The organism is Mesorhizobium sp. M5C.F.Cr.IN.023.01.1.1 (assembly GCF_003997585.1).
In the GTDB taxonomy this organism is placed as follows: domain Bacteria; phylum Pseudomonadota; class Alphaproteobacteria; order Rhizobiales; family Rhizobiaceae; genus Mesorhizobium; species Mesorhizobium wenxiniae.
This window is the reverse complement of sequence record NZ_RZSU01000111.1, coordinates 1-19,166: the sequence shown is the minus strand read 5'-3', so window position 1 is coordinate 19,166 and position 19,166 is coordinate 1. Positions and strand designations below refer to the sequence as shown.

Annotated in this window: 14 protein-coding genes and 4 pseudogenes; 9 read left to right on the top strand and 9 right to left on the bottom strand. The window is 61.2% G+C overall.

The genetic code is table 11. The annotated features are described in order from the left end of the window. Positions 1-1,477 (top strand): annotated as a pseudogene (locus EOA78_RS29450) (hypothetical protein); the annotation flags it as partial. A gap of 105 nt (positions 1,478-1,582) precedes the next feature. Here the strand turns inward: EOA78_RS29450 and EOA78_RS29445 are convergent. Together EOA78_RS29445 and EOA78_RS29440 are read right to left on the bottom strand one after the other, a co-directional pair. Continuing rightward, a complete protein-coding gene (locus EOA78_RS29445; protein ID WP_206533527.1) occupies positions 1,583-1,942 on the bottom strand; it encodes a hypothetical protein in 360 nt (119 codons plus the stop codon). Between the two features lie 159 nt (positions 1,943-2,101). Beyond that, positions 2,102-3,022 carry a LysR family transcriptional regulator gene (locus tag EOA78_RS29440; RefSeq protein ID WP_127318561.1) on the bottom strand — a complete coding sequence of 307 codons (921 nt, stop codon included), beginning with the start codon at positions 3,020-3,022 and terminating at the stop codon, positions 2,102-2,104. A 104-nt stretch (positions 3,023-3,126) separates the two neighbouring features. Between EOA78_RS29440 and EOA78_RS29435 the strand changes: the two genes are divergently transcribed. The 5 genes and pseudogenes from EOA78_RS29435 to EOA78_RS29415 form a co-directional block, all read left to right on the top strand. Continuing rightward, positions 3,127-4,209, top strand: a complete 1,083-nt coding sequence (locus EOA78_RS29435) for a 4-oxalomesaconate tautomerase (RefSeq protein ID WP_127318559.1) — start codon at positions 3,127-3,129, stop codon at positions 4,207-4,209. Positions 4,210-4,255: 46 nt separating this feature from the next. Next, entirely contained in the window at positions 4,256-5,257 is a 1,002-nt protein-coding gene (locus EOA78_RS29430) for an ABC transporter substrate-binding protein (protein WP_127318557.1), read from the top strand. 13 nt (positions 5,258-5,270) lie between these two features. Beyond that, complete coding sequence (locus EOA78_RS29425) at positions 5,271-6,101, top strand: ABC transporter ATP-binding protein (RefSeq protein WP_127318555.1); 831 nt, start codon at positions 5,271-5,273, stop codon at positions 6,099-6,101. Then, positions 6,085-6,861 carry an ABC transporter permease gene (locus EOA78_RS29420; RefSeq protein ID WP_127318553.1) on the top strand — a complete coding sequence of 259 codons (777 nt, stop codon included), beginning with the start codon at positions 6,085-6,087 and terminating at the stop codon, positions 6,859-6,861. The genes EOA78_RS29425 and EOA78_RS29420 overlap by 17 nt, the downstream gene beginning before the upstream one ends. Before the next feature lie 414 nt (positions 6,862-7,275). Next, a pseudogene (locus EOA78_RS29415) lies at positions 7,276-7,383 on the top strand (Atu4866 domain-containing protein); the annotation flags it as partial. A 13-nt stretch (positions 7,384-7,396) separates the two neighbouring features. On the opposite strand, the gene EOA78_RS29410 reads toward EOA78_RS29415, so the two are convergent. Both EOA78_RS29410 and EOA78_RS29405 read right to left on the bottom strand, forming a co-directional pair. Beyond that, the gene (locus EOA78_RS29410) at positions 7,397-8,587 is read right to left on the bottom strand and encodes an epoxide hydrolase family protein (protein ID WP_245477814.1); all 1,191 of its coding nucleotides are present in this window, start codon (positions 8,585-8,587) and stop codon (positions 7,397-7,399) included. A gap of 445 nt (positions 8,588-9,032) precedes the next feature. Further along, entirely contained in the window at positions 9,033-10,511 is a 1,479-nt protein-coding gene (locus EOA78_RS29405; protein ID WP_091600647.1) for a protein adenylyltransferase SelO, read from the bottom strand. 477 nt (positions 10,512-10,988) lie between these two features. Here EOA78_RS29405 and EOA78_RS29400 point away from each other — a divergent pair, with 477 nt between their 5' ends. After that, a complete protein-coding gene (locus EOA78_RS29400; protein WP_127318551.1) occupies positions 10,989-11,177 on the top strand; it encodes a hypothetical protein in 189 nt (62 codons plus the stop codon). 486 nt (positions 11,178-11,663) lie between these two features. On the opposite strand, the gene EOA78_RS29395 is transcribed toward EOA78_RS29400, so the two are convergent. Next, complete coding sequence (locus EOA78_RS29395) at positions 11,664-12,158, bottom strand: DUF6647 family protein (RefSeq protein ID WP_245477812.1); 495 nt, start codon at positions 12,156-12,158, stop codon at positions 11,664-11,666. A 411-nt stretch (positions 12,159-12,569) separates the two neighbouring features. Here EOA78_RS29395 and EOA78_RS29390 point away from each other — a divergent pair, with 411 nt between their 5' ends. Then, the gene (locus EOA78_RS29390) at positions 12,570-13,508 is read left to right on the top strand and encodes a tetratricopeptide repeat protein (protein WP_245477811.1); all 939 of its coding nucleotides are present in this window, start codon (positions 12,570-12,572) and stop codon (positions 13,506-13,508) included. A 6-nt stretch (positions 13,509-13,514) separates the two neighbouring features. On the opposite strand, the gene EOA78_RS29385 is transcribed toward EOA78_RS29390, so the two are convergent. Next, a complete protein-coding gene (locus EOA78_RS29385) occupies positions 13,515-14,453 on the bottom strand; it encodes a hypothetical protein (RefSeq protein ID WP_206533525.1) in 939 nt (312 codons plus the stop codon). A gap of 607 nt (positions 14,454-15,060) precedes the next feature. Beyond that, on the bottom strand, positions 15,061-16,368 hold the full coding sequence (locus EOA78_RS37985) for a DUF4236 domain-containing protein (protein WP_164783992.1): 1,308 nt from the start codon (positions 16,366-16,368) through the stop codon (positions 15,061-15,063). Between the two features lie 67 nt (positions 16,369-16,435). Here EOA78_RS37985 and EOA78_RS29375 point away from each other — a divergent pair. Continuing rightward, positions 16,436-16,615 (top strand): annotated as a pseudogene (locus EOA78_RS29375) (hypothetical protein); the annotation flags it as partial. 556 nt (positions 16,616-17,171) lie between these two features. Here EOA78_RS29375 and EOA78_RS29370 read toward each other — a convergent pair. Together EOA78_RS29370 and EOA78_RS29365 are read right to left on the bottom strand one after the other, a co-directional pair. Beyond that, positions 17,172-18,483: pseudogene (locus EOA78_RS29370) on the bottom strand (ISNCY family transposase); the annotation flags it as partial. 534 nt (positions 18,484-19,017) lie between these two features. Then, positions 19,018-19,166: PfkB family carbohydrate kinase (locus tag EOA78_RS29365; RefSeq protein ID WP_164783991.1), on the bottom strand; the 149-nt coding region annotated here is incomplete at its 5' end.

Here is a 19,166-nt window from a genome sequence, read left to right as displayed (position 1 = left end):
TAAGAAGGCTGGTCGGGCGGCCGAGGAGGGAGACCAGATACACCTGGAGTTGAGCGGGGCGCTGGAGAGCGTCGGCATACGGTCGGATGCGGGCGAGAGTTTGGAGACGATCATGGCCGTCACAGAGCTGTTCCTCGACAGGCAGCTCAAAGTGGACGCTGAACGTGCCGAGGCGCTCCGAACAGTCAGCGCGAAGGAGGAGGATCTGGCTGCCAGACGACGGGCCGTGGACTTGGCAGAAAGGCGTGAGGAAGAATGGCTGGCCGGCGTTGCCGAAGCGCTTAAGGGCACCTGGCTCGAGAGCGGGCTTTCGGCCCCCGGAGTCGGGAGCGTACTCGATCAATTGGCTGAACTGTCCAAAACCCTTCAGGATCGGAATGCCATGCAGCTCCGCATCGAGAAGATGGAGGCAGACAGAGACAATTTCATTGTCGAGGTTACCGCTGCTGCAGCCGAAGCGGGTGAACCGGCGGACGACGACGAACCGGAGCAGTTGGCGATCCGGCTTGCTGAGCGCCTGGAGACGGCTGATCGTACTCGCGAGGCGAAGGCAAACCTCGTCGATGACCTGCAGCGCCTGCAAGATGCTCGTGACACCCTCGATGTTGAAATCGCGGCGCATGAGCGCCGCAAGAACGAAGTCTTGGGCGTCTTTGGCGTAACCACTCTATCCGAAGTCGTGGAACGCGACGAACTACTGCGGGACAGAGATCGTCTGCGCACTGCCGTAGCCGATCTCGAGGAGCAGTTGTCGACCGAGCTCGCTGTGACGGGGATCGAACAGGCGCGTTCAATATTGGATGCGATCGATTTCGATAGCCTTGTGATCGAAAAGGCTGAAGGCGAGCAGCGGCTTCGGGATATTGATGAAGCGATAAAGCAACAGCTTATCCGGCAGACGCGAGCGGCAGACAAGCTGGACGCCATTGGCGGCGATAGCGCTGTTGCCCGAATAGATGCCGAACGTCGCACCGTCCTGCTGGAAATCGAGGAAAAGGCCGTCCGTTATATCGAGCTGAAACTGGGAGTTATGTCGGCTGGAAACGCTCTGCGCGTATACCGCGAGCGTCATCGCTCCGGGATGATGGCGCGGGCATCTGACGCTTTCGCGCTCATCACGCGCGGTCAGTACTCGGGTCTGGCAACCCAACCGGTGAAGGGCGGCGAAGTCCTCATCGCATTGCAGCGCGACGGGCAGTCCAAAGTCGCCGACGCGTTGTCAAAGGGCGCGCGTTTTCAGCTCTACCTGGCCCTGAGGCTTGCCGGTTATTACGAGTTTGCCCAGTTTCGACCGTCAGTACCATTCATTGCCGATGACATAATGGAAACGTTCGACCATTTCCGGTCCGAAGAGGTTTTCAGACTGTTTGGCGAGATGGCAAGTGCGGGTCAGGTGATCTACCTTACGCATCACCAGCACCTATGCGAGATCGCCAAGGCTGTCGTGCCGGGCGTAACGATCCACGAGCTCGGATAGTTGCCTGCTGTCGCGTGGCATGAGTTGATGCGCTTGCTACCCCAGACGACTTCCGTAGGCCGAACCTTGGATGGCCGCTTCGCGCCCCATGTCTGCCGTTCAGGGCTACTTGATCGCCGCCTGAAAGCCGACCTTCCCGGCGACCGCTGACAGACGTGGATGCGCCAGAAGCAGACATGTGCATTCTGGGCCGGAAAGCCAAAAATCATAGCGATAGCTGACGTTGCGGGTTTGGAGCGCGTCTGCTTCTTTGTATCCAGACTTGTAGCCGAACCGCCGTCCATAATCTTGGATGTTACGACGCATCCCTATCGTCTGGTTGGGGAGCATGCGGGCTAGGTAATCCCCGAGCGGCCTTGCCATTGAATTGGTCAGGTGAACCGGGGCGGTCCAGATATAGTGCTCCGGTGTCAGACTCCTGCCTACTTCCTTGTAGTACATGGCATATCCCAGCTTGCGGCCCACTGTCGTGGCTGCCTCGCGAAATTCTTCCGACGCGCGGCCAGGGGCACATCCCTCAGGTACTCTCTAAGCGATAACCCAGTGCTAGGGCTCGCCTCACTCGTCAGCCGGTTTCCGCAGGCGAATTGTCGATCCGCAGGCTGCATCCGCCAAATGCTGTTTTCAGGTTGCCATTCGAGGCGTTGAAGCATCACCCCAGGTTTCAATCAGCATCCGCATGAACCTCTCGGCGGGCGGCGAGAGCGACGCGCCGCGTCGACGCACGACCCCGATCGTGCGCGAGATTTCGGGATCGCGGATGGGCCTTGTGACCAGGAACGGATGGTCGCCCTGCGGGGTCGCCATGCGCGGCAGGACCGATATTCCGAGACCGGCTTCGACCAGACCGAGTGACGTCGAGAGATGCGTCACTTCATAGGACCAGCGCAGCGCGAGGTTCGACTTCGTCAGCGAGGCATCCAAGAGGATCCGGTTCGCGCTCGACCGATGGACGGTGATGAGCTGGTAGGGGACGAGATCCTGCCAAGTCAGGACATCCCTTGATGCCAGCGGATGCTCCTTTCGTGCGGCGAGAACGAAGGGGTCCTCGATCAGACGATCGAAGGTCAGGTCGGGATCGGACGAACCCATGATGTTGACCCCGAATTCGACCTCCCCGCGCGCGACCGCCTGAAGCCCGTCGGTCGCCGGAAGGTCGAGAATCCGGAAGCGGATGTTGGGGTACTGCGCATCGAACTGCCGGATCACCGAGGGCAGGAAGTAATAAGCCGCCGTCGGCAAGCAGGCGATGGTGACAAGCCCGCCTCGCCGCTCCCCCAGTTCGCGGAAGGCGAAGAGCGAACCGTCAAACTCCTCCAGCATCCGGCGCACCAGCGGGACCAGCTCCCCGCCGACGGCGGTGGGCGCCACATGGCGCGTCGTCCGCTCCAAGAGGGGCGCGCCGATGGAGCCTTCGAGTTTCTGAATGCGACGACTCAGCGCCGGCTGCGAGAGATTGAGCGACTCCGCTGCCCGGTGGAAGCTCGCGAGCTCCACGACGAGTAGAAAGGCGCGGAGGTCCAGGATTTCACAGTTGATGTTCATAACGCATCAAAATCTCCGATTTTAGCATTTCTCATATTAATCGGATTCACGTAACAAACAAGATGATTGAACCACGGAGCGCATGAAAGGGAGGATGTCGCACGATGAACGATCTGATCCGCATTCCGTGCGCTCTGATGCGCGGCGGCACGTCCAAGGGGCCCTTCTTCCTCGCCTCCGATCTACCGTCCGATCCAGCCTTTCGCGATCAGATCCTGCTCTCGGTCATGGGGTCAGGGCATCCGCTGCAGATCGACGGCATTGGCGGCGGCAATCCGGTCACAAGCAAGGTGGCCATCGTTGGTCCCGCAAGCATCAAGGGCGCGGACGTCGATTATCTTTTCGCACAGGTGCGCGTCGACCAGCAGATCGTCGATATGTCCCCCAACTGCGGCAACATGCTTGCGGCCGTCGGCCCCTTCGCCATCGAAGCGGGGCTTGTGCCGGTGCAGGGTCCTACGACGCTCATCCGGATTCACAACGTCAACACCGGAAAGCTGATCGAGGCAGAAGTCCCGACGCCCAACGGTAGCGTCTCCTATCTCGGCGACGCGGCGATCGACGGCGTTCCAGGCAGCGCGGCGCCGATTGCGCTTACGTTCATGGATGCCGCAGGTGCCCGCACGGGCCAGCTATTTCCCACAGGCAAACCGAACGAGGTCATCGACGGCGTCAACGTCACTTGCATCGACTGCGCCATACCAATGATACTCCTCGAGGCTGAGGCCATCGGCGTCAGCGGGTTCGAGACAGCCGCCGAACTCAACGGAAACAAGGCGCTGTTGGAACGGCTCGAGCGCCTGCGCATTGCCGCCGGTGAGCGAATGGGTATGGGTGATGTCAGCAACCAGGTGACACCGAAGCCGGTGCTGATTTCCCGGCCAAGAGCAGACGGCGACATCAATGTGCGCTATTTCATGCCGCACCAGTGCCATCCCTCGCTTGCCACGACAGGTGCTGTCGGGATCGCGACGGCCTGCATCTCCGAAAATACGGTGGCATCCCGCTTGATCGGCACTCGCAAACCACCGGTGGTCCTATCGATCGAGCACCCGAGCGGCCATCTCGACGTCAAGCTTCAGGACAGGAACGGCAAGATCGTCGCGGGCATCCTGCGCACCGCCCGCCGCCTATTCGAAGGACATGTTTTCGCAAAACCTGTCGCGCAGTTCGTCTGCGCGGCATAATGACCGTGGCCGCCGGGAGGGGCGCCACATAACTTGGAGGAAAATCATGCGTAAGCTCATGCTCGCCCTTGTGGCAACCGTTGCCTTTGCAGGCTCCGCCCTGGCGGAGCCCGTGCGCATCAGCGTCGGTTCCTACAACCTCAACAACCTGCCTTTCCCGGTCGCAGCCGGTCTCGGCCTCTACGAAAAGGAGGGTCTGGAGGTCACCGTCGAGAACTTCGCGTCGGGCGGCTCGAAGACCCTTCAGGCGCTCGTGGCCGGCTCGACGGATATCGCTGTTGGCTTTTACGATCACACGATCCAGATGCAGTCGCAGAACAAGGCGGTCGTCGCATTCATCCAACTCGCCCGCAATTCGGGCCTCGTTCTGGCCGGCGGCAAGGATAGCACCTTCGACCCGGCCAAGCCGGAAACGATCAAAGGCGCCAAAATCGGCATCACATCGCCTGGTTCCTCGTCCGACTTCTTTGTCCGCTACTATCTGCAGCGGAACGGCCTGTCGGCCGACGACGTGTCGCTAATCGGCGTCGGCTCCGGCTCCGCTGCTGTCGCAGCCCTCGAGCAAGGTAAGGTCGACCTGCTCGTCAACTATGACCCGGCGGCCACCTTCATCGAAGCAAAGGGCGTGGGCAAGATCCTGATTGACGCACGTAGCGACGACGGCGCCAAGGAAATCTACGGCGGCATCTATCCGACGTCGGTTCTCTACGCCACCCAGGACTACATCGACGCCAATCCGGAGACGGTCCAGAAGGTCACCAACGCAACGGTAAAGGCGCTCGAATGGATGGACAGCCATTCGGCCGAAGAAATCGTCGAAAAACTGCCAAAGGAATTCATCTCCGGCGACCGCGAGACCTACATCAGGGCCGTCGAAAACGCCAAGGCGATCTTCTCGAAGGATGGCCTCATCAGCGAGGAGAACGTCAAAACCCCACTCGCGGTTCTGAAAAGCTTCAACGAAAAGGTCGCGGCGGCTGAAATCGACCTTTCCAAGACCTACACGAATGACTTCGTTGGCAAGGCGCCGCGCAACGTCGCCAACTGACAAGGAGGAAGTCATGGCACTGGCCGTAGTGAAGTCGGCAACAACGATGATGAGCCCGGACAAACCAAGGCCGATGGTGTCGATCGATTCGGTCACCATGTCCTTTGGCACCTTCATCGCCGTCCAGAATGTCAACCTGACTGTTGCGGATGGCGAGTTTCTGGCCATCGTCGGTCCGACGGGGTGCGGCAAGAGTACCATTCTCAACGCCATCGCCGGACTTCTGAAGCCGGCGAGCGGGACTGTCTCGATCGACGGAGCGCCGGTGCATGGCGTCCAGAACAACATCGGCTACCTTTTCCAGCAGGATGCGCTCCTTCCGTGGAAGACGGCGCTCGAAAATGTCGAGCTCGGGCCGATGTTCAAGGGAACAGGCGCGAACGAAAGGCGCGAACTGTCCATGAAATGGCTCGCCAAGGTGGGCTTGAAGGGCTTCGAGCAACGCTACCCGCACCAGCTTTCGGGCGGCCAGCGCAAGCGTGTTCAGATGGCGCAGGCGCTGATTACCGGCCCGAAGGTGATCCTGATGGACGAGCCCTTCTCGGCGCTCGACATCCACACCCGCCACCTGATGCAGAACGAGCTGCTCGCGCTCTGGCAGGAGGAGCGCCGCGCGGTGGTGATGATCACGCACGATCTCGAGGAAGCCATCGCGCTCGGCGACCGTGTGGTCGTCCTCGCTGCCGGGCCTTGCAGCCACGTGATCGACAGCTTCCCTGTCGATCTCACCCGGCCGCGCGATGTCTCGGAAATCAAACTCGATCCGCGCTTCATGGATCTTTACCGCAATATCTGGTCGTCCCTGCGCGGCGAAGTGGAGAAAAGCTATGAACGCCATGACTGAACGTATGATCCAGCTGGGACTGCTGGTCGTCATTGTCGGCGGGTGGCAGCTCGGCGTGGAAGCCGGAGTGATCGATGTCTTCTTCTTCCCTGCCCCCTTCGACATCATGAACCAGATCGTGGCCTGGATCATCGACCCTGGCTTCTACAGGCATGTGTCGATCACGCTCACCGAGACGGTGCTCGGATACGTGATTGGTACCGCCCTCGGCGTGGCGGCCGGCGTCTGGCTAGGGCTTAGCCGTGGCGCCTATCGCATCCTCGACCCGTTCATAAAGGCGCTGAACGCCATCCCCCGCGTGGTGCTCGCTCCTATCTTTGTGCTCTGGCTCGGCCTCGGGCTGTGGTCGAAGGTGGCGCTATCGGTGACGCTGGTGTTCTTCATCACCTTCTTCAACGCAATGCAGGGCGTGCGGGAAGTCAACCCCGTGGTGCTGGCGAACGCACGGATCCTCGGCGCCAGGCGCTCAAGCCTGCTGACCCACGTCTACTTCCCGGCCGCGGCCAGCTGGATCCTATCGTCGCTGCGCACCTCGGTCGGCTTCGCGGTAGTCGGCGCGATCATCGGCGAATACCTTGGCGCCTCCGCCGGCCTTGGCTATCTGATCGCCCAGGCGGAAGGCAACTTCGATGCGGTCGGCGTCTTCGCCGGCATTACGATCCTCGCGATGTTCGTGCTGATCATCGACCGCATCCTCGACATCGCCGAGGCCCGTCTGATCAAGTGGAGCCCGCACTCGACCGAGAGCCGGGCCACCTGACGGGTGCCGAAGGCCGGTCGGTGATGCCGGCCGGCGACCAAGGTGACGACGGAACTGAGGCTAGCCGGGCGCTTGTTGCCGCGAGCGTCTGAGCCTAACCTGGTCGCTCCATCGACCTCGGCAAGTTCGTAAATTGAGTGCCCATCAGGTCAAACGACCGAACCACGCCTCGACGTCGATGCCGATTCCGGTGCCGGCGACCGGCTGATCGTCACTGGGCGGATGTCTGGCTGGACCCTGATGCCGCTCCAATTGACCGCTCGCCCGTGATCGTTACGCCGCTACCGTGAATCCGTGTCCGAATAATGCACGGGGGCCAAAATGGCAGCCGATTAGGCGACTTCGGGGCCGTTAGGAGCCGGTCCGCTCTTTGGCGCGGCATCAGAAAGCTGCCGTCGAGGCTGCTGTCCTAAGCGATTGCGAGGCGATGACATCTTCTATTGGGACGATACCGGCTTCACCGCCGACGGGAAGTTCGTCGACGGCGCGCTCCATCACGCAGGAATGGTCCTCTACCCGTAAGAGGTGACAGTCCCTAAGGCTGACGACGCGGCCGAAAAAAGGCGCGAATTTCACGTGCCAGCAACTCTGGCTGCTCAAGTGCCGCGAAATGGCCCCCCGCCGGCATCTCAGTCCAGCGGGCGACATCGAAAACGCGCTCGACCCAAGACCGTGGCGGCATCGGCAGTTCGTGGGGAAAGAGCGCGACGCCAAATGGCGGCGTCACGCGCTCATCAAGGTCGAACGAGAGCGGGCAAAGGCGATTCTCCTTGTACAGCCGCAAGGAGGCGCTGAGGCTGTCGCCGAACCAGTAAATAGAAATATCGGTAAGCAGCGTATCCAGGGAGAAAACGCGCTGGATATCACCATCGCAATCGCTCCAGGATCTGAATTTCTCGACAATCCAGGCAGCGAGACCCACGGGAGAATCAGTCAGCGAGAAGGCCAGCGTCTGTGGCTTGGTGCCTTGCAAAGCCGCATAGGCTCCTTCATCTGCCGCCCAGGACGAAACCCGTTTAAGAAACTCTTGCTCCTCATTTGTCACGGGCGGTGATGCCGGTCCCAGGGTCGGGCGGAAGCTGCCCGGAATATAGTTGACATGAACGCCTGCCAAGCTGTCTGGGAACTGCCGCGCGAGCCAAGCCGAGACACCGGCGCCGATATCGCCCCCTTGAGCTGCAAACCGGTTGTAACCAAGACCTTCCATCAATCGATGCCACAGTTGGGCAATCGTTCGTGCGCTGACACCAGGGTAGGAGGGCGCAGGCGAGAAGCCATAGCCGGGAAGGGAGGGCACGACGACGTGAAAAGCATCGGTGGGATCGCCGCCGTGAGCTCCGGGGTCGGCCAGCAACGGAATGATGTGTTCCATCTCAGCGAAAGAGCCTGGCCAGCCGTGCGTCAGGACAATTGGCATGGGTGATGGCCCTGTCCCGCGCTGATGGACGAAGTGGACGTCCGCCTCATCAATGGTGGCGATGAATTGTGGTAGTCGGTTCAGCCGCTCCTCTTGCGCGCGCCAGTCAAAGTTGTGGAGCCAATGGTGAGAAAGCCGCTGCATGAACAGCAGGTTCGCGCCGTCGGCCCAACTCTCGTCATCAAGTGAACTCGGCCAACGCGTCGCATGCAGGCGATGTCGCAAGTCAGCGAGTGCTTCGTTGGGGATGTGGATCGAAAAAGGCCGGATTCTCATATTTTGCCATGGTGCAGGGGTGTCCGTCACCATAGCGTTAAAGCCGGTGTCGTCCCAACAATCAATGGGGTTCCCCTATCTCGCAGCGCAGCGGACGTGAACTTTCGCCCTGAGCTTACGGCCGCTTCCGAGCACCGGGCATAGCGTCCGGATGGCCGACTCGGGGCGCACAGCAGTCGTTCATCAGGTGTGCCGAGAACGGCTGGAACGGGGTCAGATCACGACGATGCCCATCGTGACCTGAATGTCCGCCCTCCGTAGCCAGGAGCTGACCGTCTCCTTCCGGCCCCGCTGCTGACTAGTCCCCTTTCGCTTCCCTTCCGGCCAATGGTGCGCCGAAGGAGAAGCACGATGGACATTTCCAGCACGATCCTGCGATGCCGGAACGCAAAGCTTGGAATGCTAGCCGGAACGTCGCTCGCGCGACCGAGCGCTCCTTTTCGTCATACAACGAATCTCTTCAAAACGAACCTCAGGTTCAGGTCCCACAAAAGGTCTTATAGACGCGGCCATCGCGCGGTGGTGGCTCGGCATAGCTCGCGAACCCTGGCTGGACTTCGTATGGCTTGCCGAGCACGGTCAGAAGGTCCTCGAACGGTCCGAACTCCTGTTTCTCCACGGCGGCCTCGATGACCGCCTCAACGCGGTGGTTGCGCGGGATAACGGCCGGATTTACGCGCTGCATGGAAGCCCGGCGCACTGAACCTTCCTGCGGCTCTTGCCCGAGCCGTTTGCGCCAGCGCTCGGCCCAGTCGTCATATGGGGCAGGGTCTTCGAAGAGGCTGCGCACCGCGACGTCGCCTTCGGGTCCAATAGCGGCCTCGCTCAGGCGTCGGAAAGTCAGGGTGAAGTCCGCCTTGCCAGCGACCATCCGATCGAGAAGATCATGCGTCAGCGCAAGATCGCCCTCCCGCTCCGACAAAAGTCCCAACTTGCGACGCAAGCCACTATTATACGCGTCGCTGAACCGTGCTGCGAAGGCAGAAAGCGCCTCTTGGGCCTGCTCCACGGATTTGTCCTGATCCCCAGCCAGGAGGGGCAGCAGACACTCCGCCAGCCGCGTCAGGTTCCACTGGGCGATCGCAGGCTGATTGGCATAAGCGTAGCGACCTAACTGGTCGATCGAGCTGAATACGGTGTTGGGATTGTAGATGTCCAGAAAAGCGCAGGGGCCATAGTCAATCGTCTCGCCGGCGATAGACATGTTGTCGGTGTTCATAACCCCGTGAATGAAGCCGACGAGGAGCCACTGCGCTACGAGGTTCGCTTGGCGCGCAATCACACTCTCCAGCAGTGCCAGGTAGGGGCGAGCAGCGCCCGCGGCATCCGGGTAGTGCCGGGCGATCGCGTGATCAGCGAGAGCCCTCACCGCATCCACGTCCCCGCGCGCCGCGAAGAATTCGAAGGTTCCGATCCGCATGTGGCTGGATGCGACCCGTGTCAGCACTGCGCCTGGCAGGTAGGTTTCTCGTATCACCTCATCACCCGTCATAACCGCAGCAAGCGCCCGAGTGGTCGGAATGCCAAGAGCCGCCATGGCCTCGCTGACAATGTACTCGCGCAGAACGGGGCCAAGCGCCGCCCGCCCGTCGCCGCCGCGGGAAAACGGTGTTCGGCCGGAGCCCTTTAGCTGGATATCCCGGCGCACTCCTTCCTGATCGACGATCTCGCCTAGCAGGATTGCCCTTCCGTCGCCGAGCTGCGGCACGAACTGACCGAACTGGTGTCCGGCATAGGCGGTAGCGATCGGCTCGGCACCTTCGGGAATCCGTTTGCCGGCAAGAATCTCAACACCCGCCTGCGTGGCGAGTTCTACCGGGTTGAGCCCGAGCTGGACGGCCAGCTCCTGGTTAAGCTTGAGGAGGTGCGGTGCGGAGACCGGGGTCGGGGAAACACGCGCATAAAACGAGCTCGGCAGCCGAGCATAGCTGTTGTCAAATGCAAAGCGTACCGTCATTCACACTCCTCAAACATCAACGGCAGTCGCGAGACGCTTCGTCGGTCGCAAAGATTGTTATCAATGACAATAGTTCCATCAGACTGCCGGTCCGTATACTGATGTGGCGATGCTCGAACTTCATTTCCAGCTACGTGCCAGAAATGGATGTATCGGTGCCTTCGGGCAAGTAGCCTCTTCGAGCGGAACGGCTACGACGCTTCTCGCGCCAGCGAACGTCTGGTCTCCGCGAATCGGTAGCCTTAAGCCGCCTGACTGCTTTCGGCCCCCAAACTGCCGGACCGGCATGCGCCTCATGTCGGGCGTGGAGGCAAACTTTGCCTCCACCAGCGCAAGAGTGACCATTCTATAGGCCGATCGGCCAGATGAGCACTTTGACTGATTTCAAGAAGGTGGACATTCTGGCGCTTCCAGCGAGTGGCGTACACAGGACGAACGCCGCATCTGGATCGAGTGCTGTTTCTGAGGGAGGACAGAATGGGCGTTTACGATCAACTTCGTGAACACCTCAAAAGACAAAGGCTGCCGGAGGCAATCCTAAGTTTCGAAGAGATTGAAGCTATCACGAAGCGCATGCTCCACAACAGCGCCGCTCATCCACAATGGTGGGAGGATGATACCGAGCATCGAGACGCTGCGCAGCATGCTTGGGCTGACGCCGGCTAAAAAGTTTTCCTGGCGAGAGGATAAGGTCCGTTTCGTCCGCTCTGATTGACTACTTTCGCCCGCCGACGCTGTTCCGCTGCATCTCACCCAGGACAACTCAGAGCAGCATCCGGATTTCTTCCTCGGCTGTCTCAACAGCCACACCCGATGCGACGAGCTGTCGGAGAAGGTTTCTCGCGATCTGGCGCCAGAAGCGATTGGCGTGCTCTCCGTCCTTGGATGAGAGTGCTTCCGCTACGACGCTGACGATTCTTCGCTGCCGATACAGCGGAAATGCACAAACGTTTGACTGCACTGAACCCCCGCGCACCGAGTTGGGTGGAAGGTAGGGCCGTTTAGTTAACTGCAGGTTTCAGAGCAAGGCATGTGAATTAGTTCAGGCCACCACGTCGGGCCATGCAGCCTAACATCCGCTTCCTCTTTTTGCCGCAGACGGACTGGCCACTTGCTCCAAGGAAGGAGCTTTCGCTCTTCATTTTCTTCGACCTAATGAGTGCACACTGTGGCGACAAGCAGTGTCGCAGGGTCGATGCTAAAGGTGCTCTTCAGGTCAGTGCCGAACAGCCGAAGCCAAGCGTCCTGGGCACGATAGGCGAGCGCCTCGCGCTCCCCTGGACAGGCGAAGCGCATCTCGGCGGCGGCCTGGAGGTGGTGAACCATCTCGTGCACCAGCACCGACAGTTCGGCCGGGGTGCGGCCCGTCCAGCCTGCGGTAAGAAAGATGGTATTGACGCCTTCATCATAGACGGCAACGACCTCCGGCGACGAGACGGTAGACCCGGCGCCGTAGCGCATCGTGACAAGTTCGATCGCGGGCGCGGTGACAAGGGCGGGAGGCTGCGCCAACGGCAGGTCGTAGTTCGCTGCGAGCCATAGTCCGATGGTCTCGAGCACAGGCGGCGTTTCTACCGGCTCGGCTGCGGCGGCCGGATTGGCCGCGGCGAGACACACGACGGCGAGCCCTAAAACTGATCTGCGCATGAGCGCCTCCTCGGGTGATCAAGCCGAGGCTGGGCCCGCCGGCGCAGAAGGTCATGAAAGCTCTCTGAGAGAGTCACGAAATCCTGCTATAATCTGGCCGTCGCACCCTCGGGCTCCGGTATGGATTACCCACGCAGCATTCGCTTCGGCGATTTCGTCCTGAACCGTACGCGCGGTTGCCTTCAGGATAGTTCCGGCACGGAGCGATTCTTGCGGCCGAAGTCATACCGGGTGCTTGAAGTGCTCGCCGAGCGACGCGGACAGCTGGTCAGCAAAGACGATCTCGTTCAGGCGACTTGGCCGGATGTGTTCGTCTCCGATGACTCCCTTGCTCAATGCGTAAGCGATATCCGCAGAGTGCTTGGCCCGGAGGGGATGGGCCTGCTGCGAACGGTGCCAAGGCGAGGATATATGCTCGTAGGCCCGGGCTCAGAGGCGGAGGAGCCGGTCGAGCCTGGCTGGAAACGCTGGATGGCGTGGACGAGCGGGCTGACTGCAGCGCTCATAGTGGCGATGGCCACTCTCTGGCTCGCGCAACCGCGGGATTCCGTGGTGGAACTCAGCGCGGCAGATGGAGCGGTTGTGCAGGCAAACGAGCTCATTACGGCACGAGACTGGCGGCGGCGTGGGGACAACGAAGAGGCACGGGGCCTTCTCGAGGCCGTGGTGGCCGACAATCCCCGACATGCAGGGGCTTGGGCAAGCCTCGGATTGACCTACTGGTTGGAAGTTCAGCACCTTGCGTGGGGAGGCGGTCGTCGTGAGATGGCGCGGGCGCTCGAGATGGTGGAGCGCGCAGTGGCGCTTGGGGGCGGTGCGCGATCGCACCGGCTGCTCGCAGAGATGCGGCTACTCTCCCCCTTCCCGGAAATGCGTTCTCCCGTCGACGCACTGGCAAATGCCCGAGCGGCGGTGACGATCGATCCTGAGGATCCCGACAACCTGGCGGTGCTTGCCCAAGCGCTGGCCCTGACAGGCCGATCGCACGAGGCGGTCCTGACAATCCAGCAGGCTCTGCGCCTCGATCCGACGCCGCAGGACTGGCACCACCAGGTCGCTGGCCTGAGCTACCTGCTCGCGGGAGAACCGGCGCGAGCTGCAGAGGAACTTGGCCCGCTCTATGGCGCCGGGACTTTCGCAAACGCGCGGTGGTGGCCAGGATGGCTCTTCGCCGCGAGCCTTGCACATGCCGGCCGGCTGGACGAAGCGGCCAGGGTCGTCACGGCCGCGCTTGGGCACCGGCCCGAGCAGACCGTTACGGGCGTGGCGCAATCGTTCGATGGCCTAGCCGACGAAAGCGGCCTCGCCATTGTGCTGGAGGGGCTCAGGTTGGCTGGCATGCCGGGCTGATCCCGGCTACTTGGCGTAGGCGCGCGCCTGCCAATCGCCGTACCGATCGCGAAATTGCAGATAGCTCTTCCAGGCATCGGCGAGCAGCGGGTCTCGGGCGGTCTCCTCCGCGATGACCTCGTTCCACGCCTCCCTCAGATCGAGAAGCACTTCGTCAGGCCAGGCATGCAGCTCGACGCCCATAGCGCGAAAAGCCGCGATGGCCTCGACCTGTTCAACCTCTGCCTCGGCCGCGGTCCAGGACAGGGTGTCGCCGCACGCAGTCTCCAGCACGGCCTTTTGGTGATTTGATAGCGCGGCCCAGGTCTTCTGCGGCATCAGAATTTCAAGTGAGGTTACCGGCTGCTGCCAGCCGGGGAAGTAGAGGTACTTGGCAACCTCCGCGATGCCGAGTTCGGCATCGATGGACGGCAGCGAAAATTCGGCCGCATCGATCAGCCCAGCTTCCAGCGCCGGCCGGATCTCCTCGGCTGGAAGTTCGTAGGGGACAACGCCAAGCTTCTGCAGAACCCGAGCGCCGTAACCGAAGCTGCGCATAGCCAGCCCCTCCAGATCGGCGGAACTCTCGACTGGCGCAAGGAACCAGCCTCCGCCTTCTGCGGGAAGAATACCGCAATAGAGGCTCTTCATTTCGTGGCGCGCGTAGATCGCCTCCAGTGCCTCGGCCCCACCGCCCCCTTTCATCCAGGCGGTAAAGCCGGCCGGGTCAGGACCAAAGGGAAAGCCGGTAAAGATTGTCAGCGCAGGATCCTCGCGGTGGTGATGGCCTGCCGAGCCCCACACCGCGTCGACCAGCCCTGAGTTCAGGGCGCCGAAGGTGTCCTGGTCGAGCACCAGCCGGTCATGGACCTGGATGATAAAGCCGCCGTCCGACAGCCGCCGCACCGTTTCGGCGAAGCGCTCACCAGCTTCGCCGAAGAGCTTGGGATGGAGCAGACTGTTCATGCGCCAGTGCACGACCCCTTCCTGGCTAGCGGCAGGGCCCGTAGCAAGCCAGAGGGCGAGCGTCAGCCTGCCAACAGGACGAAGAACTTGGAAAGGACTCGGCATGGCTCCACTCTCACGCCGCGGCGGTTGAAATCCCTCGCCGTTGGCCCTCGAACTTACCACGTTTCAGACCGAGTAGTCTAAGCCGTAACAGGAGTCCCGGGACATCTCGGACGGAAGATGCGTGCAAGAACCCCCATCCCACGGCAAGCGGCAGGGCCCGGCTGAGGCGAAGGTCTGCCAGGGGCTAGGTCGCGGTAATGTCAACGACTGAATGTCCGCTCTTAAAGATCATTACCCCTAAGCCGCCGGTCTGCTCTCGGCCCATTCTCGTCGAGTAGCAGCCGGTCAGCAATGCGCCCCAATGTCGGTCGCTCACGTCTGCACCGTCGCATCCTGAAAGCAGACCTCGTCGCTGACGGCATTGGAAGTCTTCGTTGCGCAAAAGCGGACGTGCATGGCGCGAACGGCTTTCCATCTGGACGTCGACAGAACCAGCTACGCTTGAAAGCATCGAACTGCAGCGGCTCGGACTATACAAAGTCCAACGAAGTTGCAGCTATAGTCACCTTTTCGACCGGCGCCAACCGTCCGCGCGCGCCTCATCTTCTGAACAGAACATTCGCTCGCCCTTGGCAGGGCTGATCACTGTCTCGTCATAGAAACGCTGGCCGGGGAGGTGGTAGATGCGAACGCCCTTGTTGCTGATGTTGCCCTTGATGTCGCATGAGCCGGAGAGCAGTCGAACTGGATTCGTGGTTTCAGGCTTAGGCGCCTGCTGTGCGGCACGCCATTCCCAAGGAGGCTGAAACTCGCCTTGCCAGATCCCGCGCCTGGCCAGCCGAGCTTCGTCCTGGTGGCCCGCGTAGGCGCCGCCCGAATGCTGCGGCCAGTCCATTGCGTGGCCGGCGGTGACCAGCCATCCTGCCACCGCCGTGCCGTCGGAACGATAGCAGTCGCCGACGAAGCGGCCGTAGCGATCCCAATCTATGAATGTGCAGGTTACGGGCCGGGATTTCGCCAGCCAGGCATCAAGCGCTTTCGCAGAAGACTGGCCGCAGCGGTAGTTCTTGCCCTTTGAATTCCGGCAGAGCTGAGCACTCTCAGGCGCATCGATGCTATTGAAACGCACGCGCGTGCCGGCAATATCGATCGTGTCTCCATCGATGATGGTCGCGCGGCCTGAAATTGTGTTGCTGTCAGAGGCCGGCTGTTCGCTTGAAACCAGTGGTGCTACCGGCGAAGGAGTTGCCGCTGGTTCAGTGCCAGGCTCCGCGAGATAATCGCCTAAAATCCAGCCCGAATAGTTCCCGTATGAAACGTGATGCCAAGAGCCTTCGCGCTTCGATGACAACACTGCAGATCCAACTGGGACGGTGAGTACAATCTGGGACTCAGCCGATGGGGATGTCCGTAGGCGAACGTTTGCGGTGCTATAAAGTGTCTTTTGAACGGAAGGGGCGGGCCCGGCATAAGCGTCTGTACCCTGGGAGGCCCGGGGGTCCGGTTCTGCTGTCGCGGGCTTTAGATTCGGCTGCACGAATCCGGGGGTTTCATTATACGGCGTGCTGCACCAAACCAGTCCAGCGCCAATGGCTAGTAGCACAAGGGCGAGCGGGCCCTTCGAAGACGGCTTAGTTTGAGAAGCAACTAATTGCGACGGCGCGCTAGGCACGGGCCGTCGCTTCGACGAAACAACCTCTGAATAAGAAAGTCCGGTGCCCGGGATGCTCGCACTGAGGCGCTTTTTGCCTGTTGTGCTAACTGTATATCCAAGCCCTTTCGGTCCAACCCGCACGCTGGCACTTTTCGCGTTGAGATTTATCCGGACTCCCGGCGCAATCCTTACAGATTTTCGAAATCGGAATACCATCCCCCAAGCGCCCCCCGTGAACATGATCTGGCGAAAGCGACAGCGAGTCGAGTCGGTTGGACCCTCTGTGCCCTTTATCGCCGACGATATAATGGAAACCTTCGATCACGTCCTATCCGAGGAGGTCTTCAAGCTGTTTGGGGAGATGGGATATGCGGGTCAGGTGATCTACCTCACGCATCACCAATACCTGTGCGAGGTCGCCAAGGCCGTTATTCCGAGCGTGACGATCCATGAGCTTGGATAGTTGTGCACGCTTCCGTTGGTGAAAATGACCGGCCTTGGGCTCAATCCAGGCGTCCAACGCCCACGTCATTGACGGCCGGCAACGGATCGGCTCGCGACCTTCTGCGTGCAGCGCAACGTCAGGAGTTGGCGCGAGGCTGACCTCAAGGTGATGAGCTAGAGACCTAGCCCGTGAATGTTCTCTACTTGTGCTTTGATGTTGCAACCAAGTTCGAATGTCGCGTTGTTGGCAAAGTAGAAATGTCGCATGGCGGTGGGGACGGCCACAACGAGAGCGCCCGATCGGGCGTCAGCTGGTCGGGATTGCGCAGCCCGATCGGGTGCGGTTCAGTCAGGCACCCCTCGGCTAGATTAGAGAGCCGCCGCTACGGACTAGCTTCGTTGGCCGGCGTCGACCGCAGCGGGATCCGATACTCGCTCAGCATCGTGACGACATCGGCGATACGATTCTTGTCAACTTCCGTCAGCCGCAGATCGACCTCGACGGATGCGCGCCCGACTTCCGGTACGGGCGCCTCAGTGGGCGCTTGCTCACGCCGGTAACCAGGCGGCCTGCCGGGCTTGCGACCGCGTTTCACATAACCGTTGCTCTCAGCGCCATCAGGGATTCCGAACATGTGGTCGGTCTGGCCGGTGCGGCGCGGCCCGCGTCGGCTGCGCTGCAGATCGCGGCCGACCTGCATCTCGGCAACCATCTCCAGGGCGGCGTCCAGCCGCTTGTTCTCGACGATCGCCGAACGGTGAACAGAGCGCAGTTCATCGAAGGCTCTGTAGGGCAGGGCGACACCCTCATGCATGATCTCGAGACGGCCATCAGGATAGTCGCAGACGACCACCTTCTTGCAGGCAAGCTTCTTCGCCAATTCGGTCGGGTGCAGAATGAACATCACCTTGTCGTAACGCAGCGTCAGAGCCTGCGCCAGCGTGCGGACCTCCTTGCGGCACAAGGCCCCGTCCAGGTTCTCGTGATCGGCGAAGGGACGGTGCATGTCCTTCGGGTTGCGTGGCTCCTTGGTAAAGCGCGCATTGAAGTCCGCCATGAACTCAGCCGCATAGGCGTTGGCCGCCTCGATCGTGCTGATGCCGCGCAGGCGCAGCTCCTTCACAAGCCGGTCCTGCAGCGTCTGGTTGGCGAGCTCGACGCGGCCCTTCGCCTGTGGGGTGATGTCTATGTTGAGCTCGTAGAGCGTCCGGCCGAACTGCGTCAGGCCGCTGCCGCGGTCCAACTTGGAACCATGCGTCGTCCGGAAAATACCGTGCTTGTCGCTGTAGAAGGCCAACGGCTTGCCCCATGCCTGCAGATAGGACTTCGCCGCGTGAAAGTAGTCAAACGTGTTCTCCGACCCGGCAAAGCGCAGATGTAGGAGCCGGCCGGTCGCGTCGTCGATGAAGACGAGCAGGGCGCATTTGGGCCCACGCTCCTCGAACCACCAGTGATGCGAGCCGTCGATCTGCACCATCTCGCCGAGACAGTCGCGCCGGCCGCGCGGCTGGTGCAGCCGGCGCTTGCGCTCACGGCGCAATGTCCAGATGCCCGCCTCCGTCATCCATTTGCGCAACGTCTCCTTGCTTACCGCAAGCTGGTGCCGCTCAAGCAGCTTCTCGCGCGCCAGCGTTGGACCGAAATCGCCGTAATGCTCCCGAATCAGCTCCAGCGCAAAGTCGCGAACGCCATCAAGAATGCGGTTGTTGGAGGGACGGCCACGCGCCTTGTGGCGAAGAGCCGGCGCGCCTTAAGACTGAAACGTCTTCATTAGCCGCTGGACTTGCCTGGCCGAGACGCCGAGCAAACCCGCAGCCGTGGCGCTGGTCATTCTTCGCTCTAACCCTCGACAGAACCTCAATCCGCTGCAGCTCGCGTTCGCTCATCAGAACCAGTCCCAACCTGCAATCTCCTGTGCGCTCGAAGGCGGGGAGATTGGCAAGGCAAATGCAGGGGCGACATTCCTACTTTGCCAGATCCGGACATTTTAACTTAGCTGCTACAGCCCAAAGTCGCATAAGGTGGCAGTGTGGAACTCGTCGGCAGTCGTCCACGCAGTTCCTCGTCAATTGCAGGCTATCCGAATGTAGCCGACCTTCGTGGTGCCAGCCCTGATGATCCGATTGGGACATTGCTAAGTCGGACCGCAAAGGGCCGGCTTCGCCCGGGGTTGTTGCCACTTGCATTTTCGACTGGGAGAAGCCGGGCGCGCCCTCAACTCGGCAATGCATAGATCTCCCAGTTTCGGGAATACCTTTCAACTCCCGTCGCCCTGCGCCCCACTTCCACACGCGCCTTCTGCCCGCGGCAAGGGGAGCGCGAGTGAAGCGCTTGACCCGCTTTTGTCGGCGCCCGCCACTAAGCCCACAATCTTGCGATTGGTGAGGTGAGATCGCGCAGACTGTGGACAGCGGGGCTGTCTAAAGGGGAACGGCTGGCTGAGGAAACCCACCAAGATGAGTGCATGTTACGGCGGCGACCTTGCGGCCTTTGACGAGGCAATCGAAGAGGTTCTCCCCGCAAAGGCATCCGCTCAGGAATCCGGCTATGAAGCTGTCCCCGGCGCCGG

Bases quoted from the DNA above. Each gene is read 5' to 3' on its own strand.
- EOA78_RS29435 (WP_127318559.1), top strand. From the start codon at position 3,127: ATGAACGATCTGATCCGCATTCCGTGCGCTCTGATGCGCGGCGGCACG.
- EOA78_RS29395 (WP_245477812.1), bottom strand. From the start codon at position 12,158: ATGCGCAGATCAGTTTTAGGGCTCGCCGTCGTGTGTCTCGCCGCGGCC.
- EOA78_RS37985 (WP_164783992.1), bottom strand. From the start codon at position 16,368: ATGGTATTCCGATTTCGAAAATCTGTAAGGATTGCGCCGGGAGTCCGG.
- EOA78_RS29390 (WP_245477811.1), top strand. From the start codon at position 12,570: ATGCTCGTAGGCCCGGGCTCAGAGGCGGAGGAGCCGGTCGAGCCTGGC.
- EOA78_RS29430 (WP_127318557.1), top strand. From the start codon at position 4,256: ATGCGTAAGCTCATGCTCGCCCTTGTGGCAACCGTTGCCTTTGCAGGC.
- EOA78_RS29410 (WP_245477814.1), bottom strand. From the start codon at position 8,587: ATGGTGACGGACACCCCTGCACCATGGCAAAATATGAGAATCCGGCCT.
- EOA78_RS29385 (WP_206533525.1), bottom strand. From the start codon at position 14,453: ATGAACAGTCTGCTCCATCCCAAGCTCTTCGGCGAAGCTGGTGAGCGC.
- EOA78_RS29425 (WP_127318555.1), top strand. From the start codon at position 5,271: ATGGCACTGGCCGTAGTGAAGTCGGCAACAACGATGATGAGCCCGGAC.
- EOA78_RS29420 (WP_127318553.1), top strand. From the start codon at position 6,085: ATGAACGCCATGACTGAACGTATGATCCAGCTGGGACTGCTGGTCGTC.
- EOA78_RS29440 (WP_127318561.1), bottom strand. From the start codon at position 3,022: ATGAACATCAACTGTGAAATCCTGGACCTCCGCGCCTTTCTACTCGTC.
- EOA78_RS29400 (WP_127318551.1), top strand. From the start codon at position 10,989: ATGGGCGTTTACGATCAACTTCGTGAACACCTCAAAAGACAAAGGCTG.
- EOA78_RS29405 (WP_091600647.1), bottom strand. From the start codon at position 10,511: ATGACGGTACGCTTTGCATTTGACAACAGCTATGCTCGGCTGCCGAGC.